Origin of the sequence: Erwinia sp. S43 (assembly GCF_016624745.1) — a bacterium.
Lineage (GTDB): Bacteria > Pseudomonadota > Gammaproteobacteria > Enterobacterales > Enterobacteriaceae > Erwinia > Erwinia coffeiphila.
This window is the reverse complement of record NZ_JACVTX010000005.1, coordinates 266,526-280,743: the sequence shown is the minus strand read 5'-3', so window position 1 is coordinate 280,743 and position 14,218 is coordinate 266,526. Positions and strand designations below refer to the sequence as shown.

At 55.2% G+C, this 14,218-nt stretch carries 12 protein-coding genes and 1 riboswitch; of the genes, 7 read left to right on the top strand and 5 right to left on the bottom strand.

The genetic code is table 11. From position 1 onward, the window contains the following. Positions 1 to 98 precede the first annotated feature (98 nt). On the top strand, positions 99 to 458 hold the full coding sequence (gene folB, locus IBT47_RS09360) for a bifunctional dihydroneopterin aldolase/7,8-dihydroneopterin epimerase (RefSeq protein ID WP_105592537.1): 360 nt from the start codon (positions 99 to 101) through the stop codon (positions 456 to 458). Positions 459 to 619: 161 nt separating this feature from the next. Beyond that, positions 620 to 1,441, top strand: a complete 822-nt coding sequence (gene bacA / locus IBT47_RS09355) for an undecaprenyl-diphosphate phosphatase (RefSeq protein ID WP_200560223.1) — start codon at positions 620 to 622, stop codon at positions 1,439 to 1,441. 31 nt (positions 1,442 to 1,472) lie between these two features. Here bacA and IBT47_RS09350 read toward each other — a convergent pair whose 3' ends face one another. After that, positions 1,473 to 2,693, bottom strand: coding sequence for a multifunctional CCA addition/repair protein (locus IBT47_RS09350; RefSeq protein ID WP_200560222.1), 1,221 nt, complete (start codon positions 2,691 to 2,693; stop codon positions 1,473 to 1,475). A 146-nt stretch (positions 2,694 to 2,839) separates the two neighbouring features. Next, the gene (locus IBT47_RS09345; protein WP_105592534.1) at positions 2,840 to 3,460 is read right to left on the bottom strand and encodes a TIGR04211 family SH3 domain-containing protein; all 621 of its coding nucleotides are present in this window, start codon (positions 3,458 to 3,460) and stop codon (positions 2,840 to 2,842) included. 307 nt (positions 3,461 to 3,767) lie between these two features. Between IBT47_RS09345 and IBT47_RS09340 the strand changes: the two genes are divergently transcribed. The 3 genes from IBT47_RS09340 (at position 3,768) to hldE (ending at position 9,575) form a co-directional block, all read left to right on the top strand. Next, entirely contained in the window at positions 3,768 to 5,072 is a 1,305-nt protein-coding gene (locus IBT47_RS09340; protein WP_200560221.1) for an inorganic triphosphatase, read from the top strand. Between the two features lie 105 nt (positions 5,073 to 5,177). Further along, complete coding sequence (gene glnE / locus IBT47_RS09335) at positions 5,178 to 8,012, top strand: bifunctional [glutamate--ammonia ligase]-adenylyl-L-tyrosine phosphorylase/[glutamate--ammonia-ligase] adenylyltransferase (RefSeq protein WP_200560220.1); 2,835 nt, start codon at positions 5,178 to 5,180, stop codon at positions 8,010 to 8,012. Positions 8,013 to 8,144: 132 nt separating this feature from the next. Further along, complete coding sequence (hldE, locus tag IBT47_RS09330) at positions 8,145 to 9,575, top strand: bifunctional D-glycero-beta-D-manno-heptose-7-phosphate kinase/D-glycero-beta-D-manno-heptose 1-phosphate adenylyltransferase HldE (protein ID WP_200560219.1); 1,431 nt, start codon at positions 8,145 to 8,147, stop codon at positions 9,573 to 9,575. A gap of 106 nt (positions 9,576 to 9,681) precedes the next feature. Here the strand turns inward: hldE and IBT47_RS09325 are convergent, their stop codons facing one another. Continuing rightward, positions 9,682 to 10,023 (bottom strand): accessory factor UbiK family protein, encoded by a 342-nt coding sequence (locus IBT47_RS09325; RefSeq protein ID WP_200560272.1) that lies wholly within the window; start codon positions 10,021 to 10,023, stop codon positions 9,682 to 9,684. A gap of 147 nt (positions 10,024 to 10,170) precedes the next feature. Further along, positions 10,171 to 10,320, top strand: a riboswitch (FMN riboswitch). 108 nt (positions 10,321 to 10,428) lie between these two features. Here IBT47_RS09325 and ribB point away from each other — a divergent pair. After that, complete coding sequence (gene ribB / locus IBT47_RS09320; protein WP_200560218.1) at positions 10,429 to 11,085, top strand: 3,4-dihydroxy-2-butanone-4-phosphate synthase; 657 nt, start codon at positions 10,429 to 10,431, stop codon at positions 11,083 to 11,085. 256 nt (positions 11,086 to 11,341) lie between these two features. Next, complete coding sequence (gene ygiD / locus IBT47_RS09315) at positions 11,342 to 12,127, top strand: 4,5-DOPA dioxygenase extradiol (RefSeq protein ID WP_200560217.1); 786 nt, start codon at positions 11,342 to 11,344, stop codon at positions 12,125 to 12,127. Between the two features lie 57 nt (positions 12,128 to 12,184). Here the strand turns inward: ygiD and IBT47_RS09310 are convergent, their stop codons facing one another. Both IBT47_RS09310 and IBT47_RS09305 read right to left on the bottom strand, forming a co-directional pair. Further along, entirely contained in the window at positions 12,185 to 13,345 is a 1,161-nt protein-coding gene (locus IBT47_RS09310) for a glutathionylspermidine synthase family protein (RefSeq protein ID WP_200560216.1), read from the bottom strand. Positions 13,346 to 13,351: 6 nt separating this feature from the next. Then, positions 13,352 to 14,029, bottom strand: a complete 678-nt coding sequence (locus tag IBT47_RS09305) for a DUF1190 family protein (protein ID WP_200560215.1) — start codon at positions 14,027 to 14,029, stop codon at positions 13,352 to 13,354. Between the last annotated feature and the right edge of the window lie 189 nt (positions 14,030 to 14,218).

Sequence of the window (14,218 nt, the reverse complement as noted above, 5' to 3'; positions counted from 1 at the left end):
CCGTCTTGTTGGGGTCGTTTTGTTGTTAACATCCGTGGATAATACGCATAAACCGCCGGGGATGGTATCCGGCAACCACAAAAACAGAGAGCCGTATCATGGATATCGTATTTATTGATCAATTGTCCGTTATTACCACCATCGGCGTTTACGACTGGGAACAGACCATTCAGCAGAAGCTGGTGTTCGATGTCGAAATGGCGTGGGATAACCGTAAAGCTGCCGCCAGCGACGATGTGAATGACTGTCTGAGCTATGCCGATGTATCAGAAGCGATTATTGCCCACGTACAGAATGGAAAATTTGCGCTGGTTGAGCGCGTAGCGGAAGAGATAGCCACACTCCTGCTGAACCAGTTCGCCTCGCCCTGGGTGCGCATCAAGGTCAGCAAACCCGGTGCCGTTGCGCAGGCACGCCAGGTTGGCGTGATTATCGAACGCGGTAATATTCCGAAATAAATTCAATGTGATTGCCATCACAATGAAACCAAATCACAGTAAGGTTTGTCTTAAGTTGCGGCTTAGGGGTGATCCTGAATTTTTACTGTAAATTCAGGGCTGATTGGCGGAAGCGTTAGCAACCGCCTTTTTCATGATTTTAAAGGGCGAAAGGTATTTTGATGGCAGATATTCATCAGCTATGGGTTGCAGCGATACTAGGGATAGTTGAGGGGTTAACGGAGTTTCTCCCCGTGTCATCTACCGGACATATGATTATCGTGGGTCATTTGCTGGGGTTTGAGGGAGAGAAGGCGGAAACCTTCGAAGTTGTTATCCAACTAGGTTCGATTCTTGCCGTAGTGGTGATGTTCTGGCGTCGTTTGTTCGGCCTGATCGGTATTAACTTTGGTGAAGTTAAGCATGAAGGCACCGGCACCGGGCATTTAACGCTGATTCATATCCTGTTGGGTATGGTCCCGGCGGTGGTTATCGGTCTGCTGCTGCACGACAAAATTAAAACCCTGTTTAACCCTGTTAACGTGATGTATGCGCTGGTGGTCGGTGGTGTCCTGCTGATTGCTGCCGAACTGCTGAAGCCGAAACAGCCGAAGGCAGTGGGCGTGGATGATATCACCTATCGTCAGGCGTTTATTATCGGCTGCTTCCAGTGCCTGGCGCTGTGGCCTGGTTTTTCCCGCTCGGGTGCGACCATCTCCGGCGGAATGCTGATGGGCGTAAGCCGCTATGCTGCATCGGAATTCTCATTCCTGCTGGCGGTGCCGATGATGATGGGTGCCACCGCGCTGGACCTCTATAAGAGCATGGGCTTCCTGAGCGTCGCCGATGTGCCGATGTTTGCGGTGGGCTTTGTGACCGCCTTTATCGTGGCGCTGATTGCTATCAAGAGCTTCCTGCATATCATCAAACGGATTTCGTTTATCCCGTTTGCGATCTACCGCTTTATTATCGCCGCTGCCGTTTATGCGGTGTTTGTGCTGTAAGTGATACCAGGGGCGGATCGCCGATCCGCCCTTACTGCACCTGCCAGACCTCCAGCGCCGCAATGCGCCTGCGTGTCAGTTCTTCCCTCACCGCTGCACCTTTAAACCCGGCCGCGACCACATCGCGCGTAGGCACTTCTGACACAATTCTGAAGGCTTCTCGCAGATACGTTCCCTGTGGATAGGGGTTATTTTCGAACCCGCTACGCCCACGCGCATCGGCTTCGCTGGTCAATGCAATCTGCTCAACGCGGTGCGGCTTACGCCAGGCGTCGAGCCTGTCGAACAGGTTAACCAGCGTGGCGGCAGAATGATTTTGGATCGTGTGAACGAGATCGTGAAATTCGGTAACCAGCAGCGCCAGATCGCGAACGTGATTCGGCACGCGCAGGCGTTCGCACAGCGCGGCAACCAGCGGTACGCCAGCCAGCCCGTGGCCGTGGTGGCTGGGCCATTTTTCCGGCGACGTCAGGGCCTTGCCGACATCGTGGAACAGCGTAGCGAAGCGCACATCCAGCTCCGGGCTGAGATATGCTGCCATCGCCAGCGTCATCAGCGAGTGAACGCCGCTGTCGATTTCCGGATGCCATTTCGCCGGGGCGGGCACGCCGTAAAGGTTGTCCAGCTCGGGGAACAACACGGCGAGCGCACCGCAGTCGCGCAGCACCTGGAAAAACACCTGTGGATTACGGGTCAGCAGCGCGCTTTCGGTCTCTTTCCACACGCGTTCCGCCGTCAGATGATTCAACTCGCCGCTGTGCGCCATAGAACGCATCAGCTCCAGCGTTTCATCGGCGATGCGGAAGTTAAGATGGGCGAAGCGCGCGGCAAACCGTGCGACGCGCAGCACGCGCAAAGGATCTTCATTAAACGCGGCGGAAACATGGCGCAGAATACGTTGCTCAATGTCCGCACGACCGTTGTAAGGGTCGTAATACTGGCCGTTATCATCGCGCGCAATGGCATTGATGGTCAGATCGCGGCGCGCCAGATCCTGCTCCAGCGTTACGTCGGGTGCGGAATAGCAGACAAACCCGGTATAGCCATTGCCTGATTTTCGTTCGGTACGTGCCAGCGCATATTCCTGATGATTTTCGGGATGCAGAAAAACCGGGAAATCACGTCCGACCTGGGAATAGCCCAGCTCAAGCATCTGCTCGGGGGTGGCACCAACCACCACCCAGTCTTTATCTTTCAGCGGCAAATTCAGCAGTCCGTCGCGAACCGCGCCACCGACAAGGTATGTTTTCACTGCACATCTCCAGAATAAAACGTCGGGTCAGAGGAAAAGCATTTTTTATAGTAGCCGTAATACTACAACATCCGTCAGGGATGATGCCAAATTGCAGGTATGCGAAAGGGGGCATCCACGGATACCCTTTGGCCAAATCGGGACGGTTAGTTCATCCAGCGGTCGTTTTTCTTCCTGCGCGGCAGCATATGCGGCAACAGCAGACCGAGCAGCAGGCCGAAGCCGGCAACGCCGCCGCCGTACATAAACCACTGCATAATGATGGTGCGTTGCTTATCATCCAGCTGAACGTTGGCGGCATCCACCTTTTTACTGGCGACCACCAGCTGGTTCTTTAACTGCTGGTTTTCTTCTTTCAGGCTGTTGATCGCATCGTCACTGCCGGCCACTTTTTTCTGCATTTCTGCCGTACGTTCATTCCAGCTGCCGTCAATATTCGCCAGTTTGGCGGTCAGGTCTTTAACCTGTTGCTCCAGTTCCGGCACGCGTGAACGCAGGCTGGGCTGTTCACTGAGCTGACTCAGCGGTATCCAGGTTGTTCTGCCCTGCGCATCACGGATCTGTCCGTATTTACTGTTCTCATTAGACTGCAGCAGGGTGACTTCTTCCCCGGCGTTCAGCGTGCCGATCAGGCGATAATCATTGCCGGGACCGCTGCGAACCCAGGTGGAGAGTTCATCGGAAATGTAACGTTTTTCTTCAGCATGCACGTTAGCGACGGCGCTAAAAGCCAGAAAAGTCAGGCCAATAAAGTGAGTTTTTTTCATTCGAACTCTTTTTGCATAAGTACTGGGCGAAAGTAATAGCACAGTCTGGAGCGGCCTCGCAGAAAGCTGAATGAGAACTGTCCTGATCTCAGGCGACATGGGAGGCAACGCGCGAAAGCGTAATAAAGCAGAGACATCCCTGCTGCTTGTGCATTACTCTTCTTGGTATCTCAGGTGCGATGATCCGCAAGTTGCCCTGCTTTTTTGCAGCGGCTGAATCAGCTCTTTCTGCGCTATCGGGAAATTTGCGGTTATTATCAAACACTACCACCATTTACCGTGCCGGTAATCATTTAGATAAGACATTATGACCATCGAAATCGAGCTAAAGTTCATTACCACCGCCGATGCTGCGACAAAACTCGCCAGCCAGCTGGCTCTCTGGCCCCATGAACACACCCCCGGGCAGAAGCTGAGCAACATCTATTTTGAAACGGTCAACGGCCAGCTGCGCAGCTGGGACATGGGTTTGCGCATTCGCGGATTTGGTGACAGTTTCGAAATGACGCTGAAAACTGCCGGACAGACGATTGGTGGTCTTCACCAGCGACCGGAGTACAACGTCGCACTCAATGAACCGGTGCTGGATATTCATCAGCTTCCTGCCGACGTCTGGCCAGAAGGTACCGATCTTGATGCTCTGCAGCAGCAGCTAAACCCGTTGTTCAGCACTCATTTCGTCCGTGAGAAGTGGGTGGTGATCTATGGTGAAAGCGAAATAGAAGTGGCTTTCGATCTGGGAGAGGTGAGCGCCGGAGAACTGAGCGAGCCGCTGCATGAAATAGAGCTGGAGTTGAAAAACGGTAATCGCGACGATCTTCTGGCATTTGCCGCCGAACTGGCAAAAATGGGTGGCCTGCGTCTGGGAAGCCTGAGTAAAGCGGCGCGCGGCTATGCGCTGGCGAAAGGCAACCCACCTCGTAAGTTGCGTCCGGTTCCGCTACTCAAGGTCAAGCCGAAGGCGACGGTAGAGCAGGGGATGCTGGCGGCTTTCCTGCTGGCGCTCAGCCAGTGGCAGTACCATGAAGAGCTGTGGCTGCGCGGCAATGCTGACGCGCTCGGGGAAATCCAGGAGGCGCTGGAAACGCTGCGTCAGGCATTTTCTCTGTACGGTGCGCTGGTGCCGCGCAAGGCCAGTAGCGAGCTGCGTCAGCGCCTGACCGAGCTGGAAGCGGCGCTGCTGGAGGACGATCTGGACGCCCTGTCCGTGTGCTTTAGCACGCTGTGGCTGGAAACGCAGCTGGCGCTGACCACCTGGATTGCAACGGCGCGCTGGCGTGATTTTATCGACGCGAAAACCGATGCCAAGCTACAGGGCTCCTTTAAGCGTTTCAGCGATATCATGCTGGGGCGTATTTCCGCCGATCTGAAAGAGACTTTTGGCCAGGTCAATCAGCTGAATGAATACCAGGATAAGCTGACACGCCTCCATCGGCAGCAGCTTGCCGTACATCTGCTGGCCGGTAGCTATGACGAGGCAGCGGTAAGTGAGTGGCTCGGTCACTGGCAGCTACTGCGTCAGGCGATCATCGATCGGCAGGATGTATGGCTGGATGGCCACCGCCGGCAGGCGCTGAAACAGCCGGCATTCTGGAAAAATGGTAACGCCTGAGCCGTTAGAAACGCTTATTTTCCAAACCCGTTGATCGTGTGTTGCAGGATGGCAGCCAACGCCCCTGGAGCCTGAGTCTCGGGGGTGATTAATCAGGGAGTGTTTATGGTGCCTTTACTATCGCAGCCGCTGCCATCTTTGCTGGCTGAACAGATTTCCGTTATCGATCCTCTGCCGGACGGGACCACTCCGCAGCAGCAGTCCGTGCTGGCGTTTAGTGACTTCATCAGCGATAACCTGACGAAACATCCTGAATGGTGGCAGCAGCTGCAAACTCAGCCGCCGCTTGCCGACGAGTGGCAGCACTATACCGCGTGGCTGGCAGAGCGGCTGGCCTCGGTGCTGGATGAAAACACGCTGATGCGCGAACTGCGGCTGTTTCGCCGCCATATGCTGACGCGCATCGCCTGGATGCAGACTCTGGCGACCAGCAGCACCGAACAAACGTTAACGCAGCTGAGCGAACTGGCAGAAACCCTGATCGTAGCTGCCCGTGACTGGCTGTGGCACGCCTGCTGCAAGGATTTTGGCACGCCGGTTAATGCCGCCGGAGAGCCGCAGCCGCTGCTGATCCTCGGCATGGGTAAACTGGGTGGCGGCGAGCTGAATTTCTCTTCCGATATCGATTTGATCTTCACCTGGCCGGAAAATGGCGTGACGCAGGGCGGACGGCGTGAGCTGGATAACGCCCAGTTCTTTACTCGTCTGGGGCAGCGGCTGATCAAAGTGCTCGATCAGCCAACCGTGGACGGCTTCGTCTACCGCGTAGATATGCGGCTGCGGCCGTTTGGTGACAGCGGCCCGCTGGTGCTGAGCTTTGCGGCGCTGGAAGATTATTACCAGGAGCAGGGGCGCGACTGGGAACGCTATGCGATGGTCAAGGCCCGGTTAATGGGCGGCGGTGACGATCGCTGGAGCCAGGAACTACGGCAGATGCTGCGGCCGTTTGTCTTCCGTCGCTATATTGATTTCAGCGTGATCCAGTCCCTGCGCAATATGAAAGCGATGATTGCGCGTGAGGTGCGGCGGCGCGGGTTGACCGATAACATCAAGCTCGGTGCCGGTGGTATCCGTGAAATAGAGTTTATTGTTCAGGTCTTCCAGCTGATCCGTGGTGGTCGCGAACGATCGCTGCAGCTGCGTTCATTACTTCCTACTCTTGAATCAATCAAAGAACTGAATTTACTTCCACAGCCTCAGGTCGCGCAGCTGCACGACGCCTATCTGTTCCTGCGGCGGTTGGAAAATCTGCTGCAAAGCATTAATGATGAACAGACGCAGACATTGCCGGCCAGTGAGCTGGATCGTGCGCGTCTGGCCTGGGCGATGGGATTTGCCGACTGGCAGGGCCTGCACGATCGGCTGGATGGCCATATGGTGGCGGTACGCTCAATCTTCGACGAGCTGATTGGCGACGATGCCCCGGAGAGCGGCGAGAACCGTGAAGCCGGGGAATATGGTGTGCTGTGGCAGGACCAGTTAGAGGAAGCTGAACTGCTGCCGCTCGTCCCGCATCTTAACGGTGAAGCATGCCAGCAACTGCTGCGGGCGATTACCGATTTTCGTCTGGATGTGGATAAGCGCACGATCGGCCCACGTGGCCGCCAGGCGCTCGATCAGCTGATGCCTCGTCTGCTCAGCGAGGTAGTGCCGCGCGATGATGCGGTTGTCACGCTTGGCCGCCTGACGCCGCTGCTGCTCGGCGTGGTCACACGCACCACCTATCTGGAGCTGCTCACGGAATTCCACGGCGCGCTCCAGCATCTGATTCGCCTGTGTGCCGCCTCTCCGATGGTTGCCAGCCAGCTGGCGCGCTATCCGCTGCTGCTTGATGAGCTGCTTGACCCGGCGACGCTTTACCAGCCAACGGCAACCGATGCCTATCGCGACGAGCTGCGTCAGTATCTGCTGCGTATCCCGGAAGAGGATGAAGAGCAGCAGCTGGAAGCACTCAGGCAGTTTAAACAGGCCCAGCATCTGCGTATTGCCGCGGCGGATATCGCCGGCACGCTGCCGGTAATGAAGGTCAGCGATCATCTGACCTGGCTTGCCGAAGCGATGATAGAAGCGGTAGTACAGCAGGCGTGGAATATGATGGTACAGCGCTACGGGCGGCCATCGCATCTGACCAGCGACAGCGAGCGTGGCTTTGCCGTTGTCGGCTACGGCAAGCTGGGTGGCTGGGAGCTGGGTTACAGCTCCGATTTGGACCTGGTGTTCCTGCACAACTGCCCTCAGGAAGCGGTCACGCTGGGCGATCGCAGTATTGATGGGCGGCAGTTCTATCTGCGGCTGGCACAGCGGGTGATGCATCTGTTCAGTACCCGAACTTCGTCAGGTATTCTTTATGAAGTCGATGCCCGCCTGCGCCCCTCGGGTGCTGCCGGTATGCTGGTGAGTACCTTTGAAGCCTTTGACGATTACCAGCGCAATGAAGCCTGGACCTGGGAGCATCAGGCGCTGGTACGTGCTCGCATCGTTTACGGTGATGGGGAGCTCAGCCAGCGCTTTGGAGAAATTCGCCGGGGTATCCTGGCGCTGCCGCGTGAGGCAGAAACCCTGAAGGTTGAGGTTCGGGAGATGCGTGAAAAAATGCGTGCGCATCTTGGACAGAAACATAAAGGCCGCTGGGATATTAAAGCCGATGCCGGTGGCATCACGGATATTGAATTCATTACGCAATATCTGGTCCTACGCTATGCCTCACAGGATCTGACGCTGACCCGCTGGTCCGATAATGTTCGTATTTTCGAACTGCTGGCAAACGGGGGAAAAATGTCAGAGCCGGAGGCGAAAGCACTGACTCATGCCTACGTCACGCTGCGCGATGCATTGCACCACCTGGCGCTACAGGAGCTGCCGGGGCATGTGGAAGAAAGCGCCTATGCCAGTGAAAAAACCCAGGTTAATCAAAGCTGGCAAACCTGGTTTGGCGACTGAGGACGCAGAGCGTATCCGTGGTTTGGTGACGAAGTGAACAACGTGGCCGCGATAGTCAGGCACGGCAACATTTGTGCTATTATCGCGCGCCTGAATTTTTGGTTTTTATGCTGTCTGGAGTGGAGTGTCTGAATGAAAGTTACACTGCCTGATTTTAAACGTGCGGGTGTTCTGGTTGTTGGTGATGTGATGCTGGATCGTTACTGGCACGGGCCAACCAGCCGTATTTCTCCCGAAGCTCCGGTGCCGGTTGTCAAGGTTGAACACGTGGAAGAGCGCCCCGGCGGGGCGGCTAACGTGGCGATGAATATCGCTTCTCTTGGCGCTGAATCTCGCCTCGTGGGACTAACCGGCATTGATGATGCTGCGCGCGTACTGAGCGAGACGCTGACTGGGGTAAACGTGCAGTGTGATTTTGTTTCTGTACCAACCCATCCAACCGTCACTAAGCTACGCGTTCTTTCACGTAACCAGCAGTTAATCCGCCTTGATTTTGAAGAGGGGTTCGAAGGGGTTAACCCGGAACCTGTGCACGAGCGCATTCAGCAGGCCTTGCCTAAAATCGGTGCGCTGGTGCTTTCTGACTACGCCAAAGGCGCGTTGTCGAGCGTAGAAACCATGATTAAGCTGGCACGTGAAGCCGGTGTGCCAGTGCTGGTGGACCCGAAAGGGACCGACTTCGGCCGCTATCATGGCGCCACCCTGCTGACGCCGAATCTTTCGGAGTTTGAAGCCGTAGTCGGTAAGTGTAAAAGCGAGTCAGACATCGTTGAGCGTGGCACTGCGTTGATGCAGAAGCACGGCCTGTCGGCGCTGCTGGTGACCCGTTCTGAAAACGGTATGACGCTGCTCCAGCCGGGCAAAGAACCCTTCCATATGCCAACTCAGGCGCAGGAAGTGTTCGATGTAACCGGTGCTGGCGATACTGTTATCGGCGTACTGGCTGCCGCACTGGCGGCAGGCAACAGCCTGGAAGAGAGCTGCTTCCTGGCCAATGCGGCTGCGGGCGTGGTTGTGGGTAAACTGGGTACATCGACGGTTTCCCCGATTGAGCTGGAAAATGCGATTCATGCGCGCCCAGAGTCGGGTTTTGGCGTGATGGATGAGGCTCAGCTGAAGGCTGAAGTCGCTAAAGCACGCCAGCGCGGCGAGCGCGTGGTGATGACCAACGGCGTATTTGATATTCTCCATGCCGGGCACGTTTCCTATCTTGCGAATGCCCGCAGGCTGGGTGATCGGCTGATTGTAGCGGTCAACAGCGACGCGTCTACCCGCCGTTTGAAGGGCGAAACACGTCCGGTTAACCCGCTGGAAAATCGTATGATCGTTCTGGGTGCGCTGGAAGCCGTAGACTGGGTGGTGGGTTTTGAAGAAGACACACCGCAGCGTCTGATTGCTGAAGTGCTACCGGACCTGCTGGTTAAAGGCGGCGACTATAAGCCAGAGGATATCGCAGGCAGTAAAGAAGTGTGGGCTAACGGCGGTGACGTACGCGTGCTGAACTTCGAAGACGGTATCTCAACCAGCAATATCATTAAGACGATTATCAATCGTAAGAACTAACCGGTATCGATTGTAAGAACACACAGGTATCGATTGTCAGAATGAGCCGATACCCGTCGTCAGAGCTAAAAAAAGCTGCCCGGTTGGGCAGCTTTTTCTTTGTAAATCAGACAGGATCTTTTGCATCCCCAGGCTCTGATGCTGCCTGCGCAGCAGGTGCCGTCGTGACCGGTGCAGTGGCCGTTCCTGCCGCCGCCGCTGGTGCAGCAGACTGATTCTCTAGCGCCGCCAGGCGTTGTTCCAGCACTGCCAGCTTTTCGCGTGTGCGCAACAGCACCTGAGTCTGCACATCAAACTCTTCACGGTTTACGACATCAAGACGGGTCAGCTGGGCCTGGATGGTCTGACGAATTTTCTTTTCCACATCATCGCCTAACTCGCGGATACCTTTTGGCATAGATTCATGGATCTGGCGGGCCAGTTGTTCAATTTTTTTAGCATCAATCATGTCAGCTTCCTGGTAGCAGCAAATTTTCTCTAAGTGTAATCCCTCCGGGGGAAAGGATAAACCGGAAATGAGCATAGCGAATAAATGGATATAAATTTGCCAATTTTGTTCGTTGCCCGCGTTCATTATCAGCGTTATAGTAAGTCTGCTTATTCTCAGGGCGGGGCGAAATTCCCCACCGGCGGTAAATCAGCTTCGGCTGAAAGCCCGCGAGCGCTTCAGGGTCATTCCTGAAGGACAGCAGATCCGGTGTAATTCCGGGGCCGACGGTTAGAGTCCGGATGGGAGAGAGTAACGTATCTTGTCGGGCCTGCGCTCGCCTCGCGTTATTTTTTTGTCACAGCTTGACACTCCTAAGCACGCCCTGATTCTGGTAACCCATACATTTATTAAGGTTTATTTACCATGAATCAGTCGCTACTTTCTGAATTTGGCACGCCTGAACAGCGTGTAACCCGTGCTATCGAAGCGCTTCGCGCTGGCCGCGGTGTAATGGTTTTAGATGATGAAGATCGTGAAAATGAAGGTGATATGATCTTCGCCGCCGAAACCATGACCGTAGAGCAGATGGCATTAACTATTCGTCACGGCAGCGGTATCGTCTGCCTTTGTCTGACCGAAGAACGTCTCGGTCAGCTTGACCTGCCAATGATGGTTGAAGATAACACCAGCGCCTACGGCACAGGTTTCACCGTCACCATCGAAGCTGCGCAGGGTGTCACTACCGGCGTTTCCGCTTCAGACCGCATTACCACTATCCGTACCGCTATTGCTGATGATGCCAAGCCTGCCGATCTGAATCGCCCGGGGCACGTCTTCCCGCTGCGCGGTCGTGCTGGCGGCGTGCTGACCCGCGGTGGGCACACCGAAGCCACTATCGATCTGGTGACGCTGGCGGGCTTCAAGCCGGCGGGCGTGCTGTGTGAGCTGACTAACGATGATGGTTCAATGGCACATGCGGGGGAAGTCGTTGTCTTCGCTAAGCAGCATGACATGCCGGTCGTCACTATCGAAGATCTGGTGGCTTATCGCCGTAGCCACGAAACGCGTCAGGCAAGTTAATCTTCTCTGGGCCGGTTTACCCGGCCCTGTTAATTTATCCTGCTTCCTGCTTCCTGCTTCCTGCTTCCTGCTTCCTGCTTCCTGCTTCCTGTCTTCAGACCACAGCGGCAGTCTTGATATACATCAGCCAACCGTCATCCATTCTGCAATCTCTGTTCAAATTATCTGAATATCTTCATCAGGGTTATCCAGGTTCATCACGATACATATGGGCGTAATGTAAGCGTCATTGAACGAACACTTCTGGAGTAAGACCATGAGTCACCAACGTATGCCCGCACTTTTCCTTGGCCACGGTAGCCCGATGAATGTGCTGGAAGAGAATATCTATACCGAAACCTGGCGCAAGCTGGGTGAAACATTACCGAAGCCAAAAGCGATTATTGCGGTTTCCGCGCACTGGTATACGCGCGGAACCGCGGTTACCGCGATGGAGAAACCACGTACCATTCATGATTTTGGTGGTTTCCCGCAGGCCCTGTTTGACACGCGCTATCCTGCTCCAGGTTCCCCGGCGCTGGCCCGCCAGATTGCGGAAGTGCTGTCGCCGGTTGACGTTCAGCTCGATCAGGAGTGGGGCTTTGACCACGGCTCCTGGGGAGTGTTAATTAAGATGTACCCGGATGCCGATATTCCGGTTGTTCAGCTGAGTGTTGATGGCACAAAACCAGCAGCGTATCACTTTGAGCTGGGACGCAAACTGGCGCTACTGCGCGAGCAGGGCGTGATGATCGTTGCCAGCGGCAACGTAGTGCATAACCTGCGTATGGTTCGCTGGCAGGGAGAAGCACCAGCCTATCCGTGGGCTGAGTCGTTTAATCAGTACGTGCGCGATAATCTGGCATGGCAGGGTGACGATGCTCAGCATCCGCTGGTTAACTTTATGCAGCATGAGGGCGCGGCGCTGTCGAATCCAACGCCAGAGCACTATCTGCCGCTGCTTTACGTGCTGGGCGCCAGAGCGCAGGATGAAGCGGTAACCGTGCCGGTGGATGGCATTGTGATGGGGTCGTTGAGTATGCTGTCCGTGCAGGTGGGCTAGACTGCCAGGATGACTTGCCGCTTTGATATTGGGCGAGGGTAACCTCGCCCGAAAAGATTACTCGATAAACGCGTGCGGATAGAAGCGTGACAGATCCTGGGTGATCAGTTCGCGATCTTCCCTCAGGCCAATTCCCGCTGGCTGATCGTCGATCAGCCAGGAACCGATCAGCGTATAGCTGTCGCCAAACTTCGGCAGCGGATGGAACTGCTGGACGATCATTCCCTCTTCGCCGTAAGGCCCGTCAACGCGGGCGATCTCTTTACCATTTTCCACGATGCGAATATTCGCGCCTTCACGGGAAAACAGTGGCTTAACCACGTATTTATCCATATGCGGCACGTTATCTTCGGCAAAGTAAGCTGCAAGCAGATTCGGGTGATTAGGGAACATTTTCCATAGCAGCGGCAGCATCGCTTTATTGGAAATGATGCTCTTCCATCCCGGCTCCAGCCAGCGCACACCGGCATCGGCAAGCTTAGTGGAGAACATCTCGCGCAGCATAAACTCCCAGGGATAGAGTTTAAACATGTTGCTTATCACCTGGTCATTTACATCGGTGAACTGGCCTTTTTCCCCCAGACCAATCTCGTCTATAAACAGGAATTCACTCGGTAAACCGGCCTCGGTCGCGCAGTCCTGCAAATATTGCACCGTGGCGCGATCTTCTTCAGTATCGCGGCAGCAGGAGAAGTGGAGCAGGCCAAAACCGTGTTTCTGATGCAGATCGGCAAAACGTTCGATCAGCTTTTCCTGCAGGCTGTTGAACTGATCGCTGCCTGCCGGAAGTTTCCCGGTGTTAAGCTGTTCTTCCAGCCAGACCCACTGGAAGAATGCGGCTTCATAAAGTGAGGTTGGCGTATCGGCGTTATTCTCCAGCAGCTTGGCAGGAGAGTGCCCGTCCCACGCAAGGTCTAAACGGGAGTAGAGCGATGGCTGGCCGCTTTTCCAGGATTCACGCACGAAATCCCAGGTGTGCTTAGGAATGCGAAACTTCTCCAGCAGCTCTTCGCTGCCGGTGACCAAATCCACCGCCTGTAAACACATCTGATGAATTTCGCTGGTGACATCTTCCAGCGTTTCAATCTGCTGCAGGGTAAACTGATAGTAGGCATCTTCACACCAGTAAGGCTCGCCGTACATGGTGTGAAAATTAAAACCGTACTCAGTGGCTTTTGCTCGCCAGTCAGGACGCTCAGCAATAGCAATGCGTTTCATCCGGCGTTAGCCCCCTAAACTGCGGTTGGTGGTGCTGGAACGATTGCTACCGGACGCACTGCTACGCTGCATAGTGGATTGTTTAGCCACGCTTTCACCAAAGCCACCGCGCGTTACCGTGCTGGTGGTTGCAGGTTTAGGCGCCATCGCTGTTTTCGGTACGTTCATCGTACGGCCTGATACAGCCGGGCCATAGCTCTTACCGGCGGCATCCACGAACTTACCGTTAGCCGGGCTGGCCGGGTTTTTTGAGCTAAAGAGTGGCTGCTGCTGGCCCATGCCTCCGCTCATCATTCGACCCATCATGTAACCGGCCATCAGCGGCATCCAGAAACTGCCGCTGGACTGATTTTCCGCATTGGTGGTTACACCAGCCTGTGCCGGAGCCTGCTGGCACTGACCTTCACCGAATTCGGCCACGCAGTCTTCACGGCTGGCATACTTCGGCGCGGTCTTAACAGCTTCTTCTTTCGCTTTATTAAATGCGACGGTGCACTGCTCTGATTTACCCGGATTGGCGCTGGAGCAGTCATCCGCATTCTGATACATCGAAACGCTTTCGTCCGTTTGCTCACAGCCCGCCAGCATAATGACTGCGGTCACCGCAAGGGCCACCGGCGTTAAATGACGTGCGCCCCAGCTTTTACGAAAAGAGGCGTGATTGATCTGTTTAGTCCGTTTCATGGCTTTCTGTCCTGTGCCCAAAGATAGTGCATAGGATAGGGGAACGGCGGTGAAAAATGAAGCGATGCGGCTGGATGGTACGGGGATCTTTACGTAGCTATACGTTTGATTGTGAAGGACGGCTTACAAATTGCATTTGAAAAGCAGAAGGGCAGCGCAGGCTGCCCTTCTCGATAGTTACTGACCGGC

Coding starts and splice junctions, on each gene's coding strand:
- folB (WP_105592537.1), top strand. CDS start 99: ATGGATATCGTATTTATTGATCAATTGTCCGTTATTACCACCATCGGC.
- bacA (WP_200560223.1), top strand. CDS start 620: ATGGCAGATATTCATCAGCTATGGGTTGCAGCGATACTAGGGATAGTT.
- IBT47_RS09345 (WP_105592534.1), bottom strand. CDS start 3,460: ATGAAAAAAACTCACTTTATTGGCCTGACTTTTCTGGCTTTTAGCGCC.
- IBT47_RS09340 (WP_200560221.1), top strand. CDS start 3,768: ATGACCATCGAAATCGAGCTAAAGTTCATTACCACCGCCGATGCTGCG.
- glnE (WP_200560220.1), top strand. CDS start 5,178: ATGGTGCCTTTACTATCGCAGCCGCTGCCATCTTTGCTGGCTGAACAG.
- hldE (WP_200560219.1), top strand. CDS start 8,145: ATGAAAGTTACACTGCCTGATTTTAAACGTGCGGGTGTTCTGGTTGTT.
- IBT47_RS09325 (WP_200560272.1), bottom strand. CDS start 10,023: ATGATTGATGCTAAAAAAATTGAACAACTGGCCCGCCAGATCCATGAA.
- ribB (WP_200560218.1), top strand. CDS start 10,429: ATGAATCAGTCGCTACTTTCTGAATTTGGCACGCCTGAACAGCGTGTA.
- ygiD (WP_200560217.1), top strand. CDS start 11,342: ATGAGTCACCAACGTATGCCCGCACTTTTCCTTGGCCACGGTAGCCCG.
- IBT47_RS09310 (WP_200560216.1), bottom strand. CDS start 13,345: ATGAAACGCATTGCTATTGCTGAGCGTCCTGACTGGCGAGCAAAAGCC.
- IBT47_RS09305 (WP_200560215.1), bottom strand. CDS start 14,029: ATGAAACGGACTAAACAGATCAATCACGCCTCTTTTCGTAAAAGCTGG.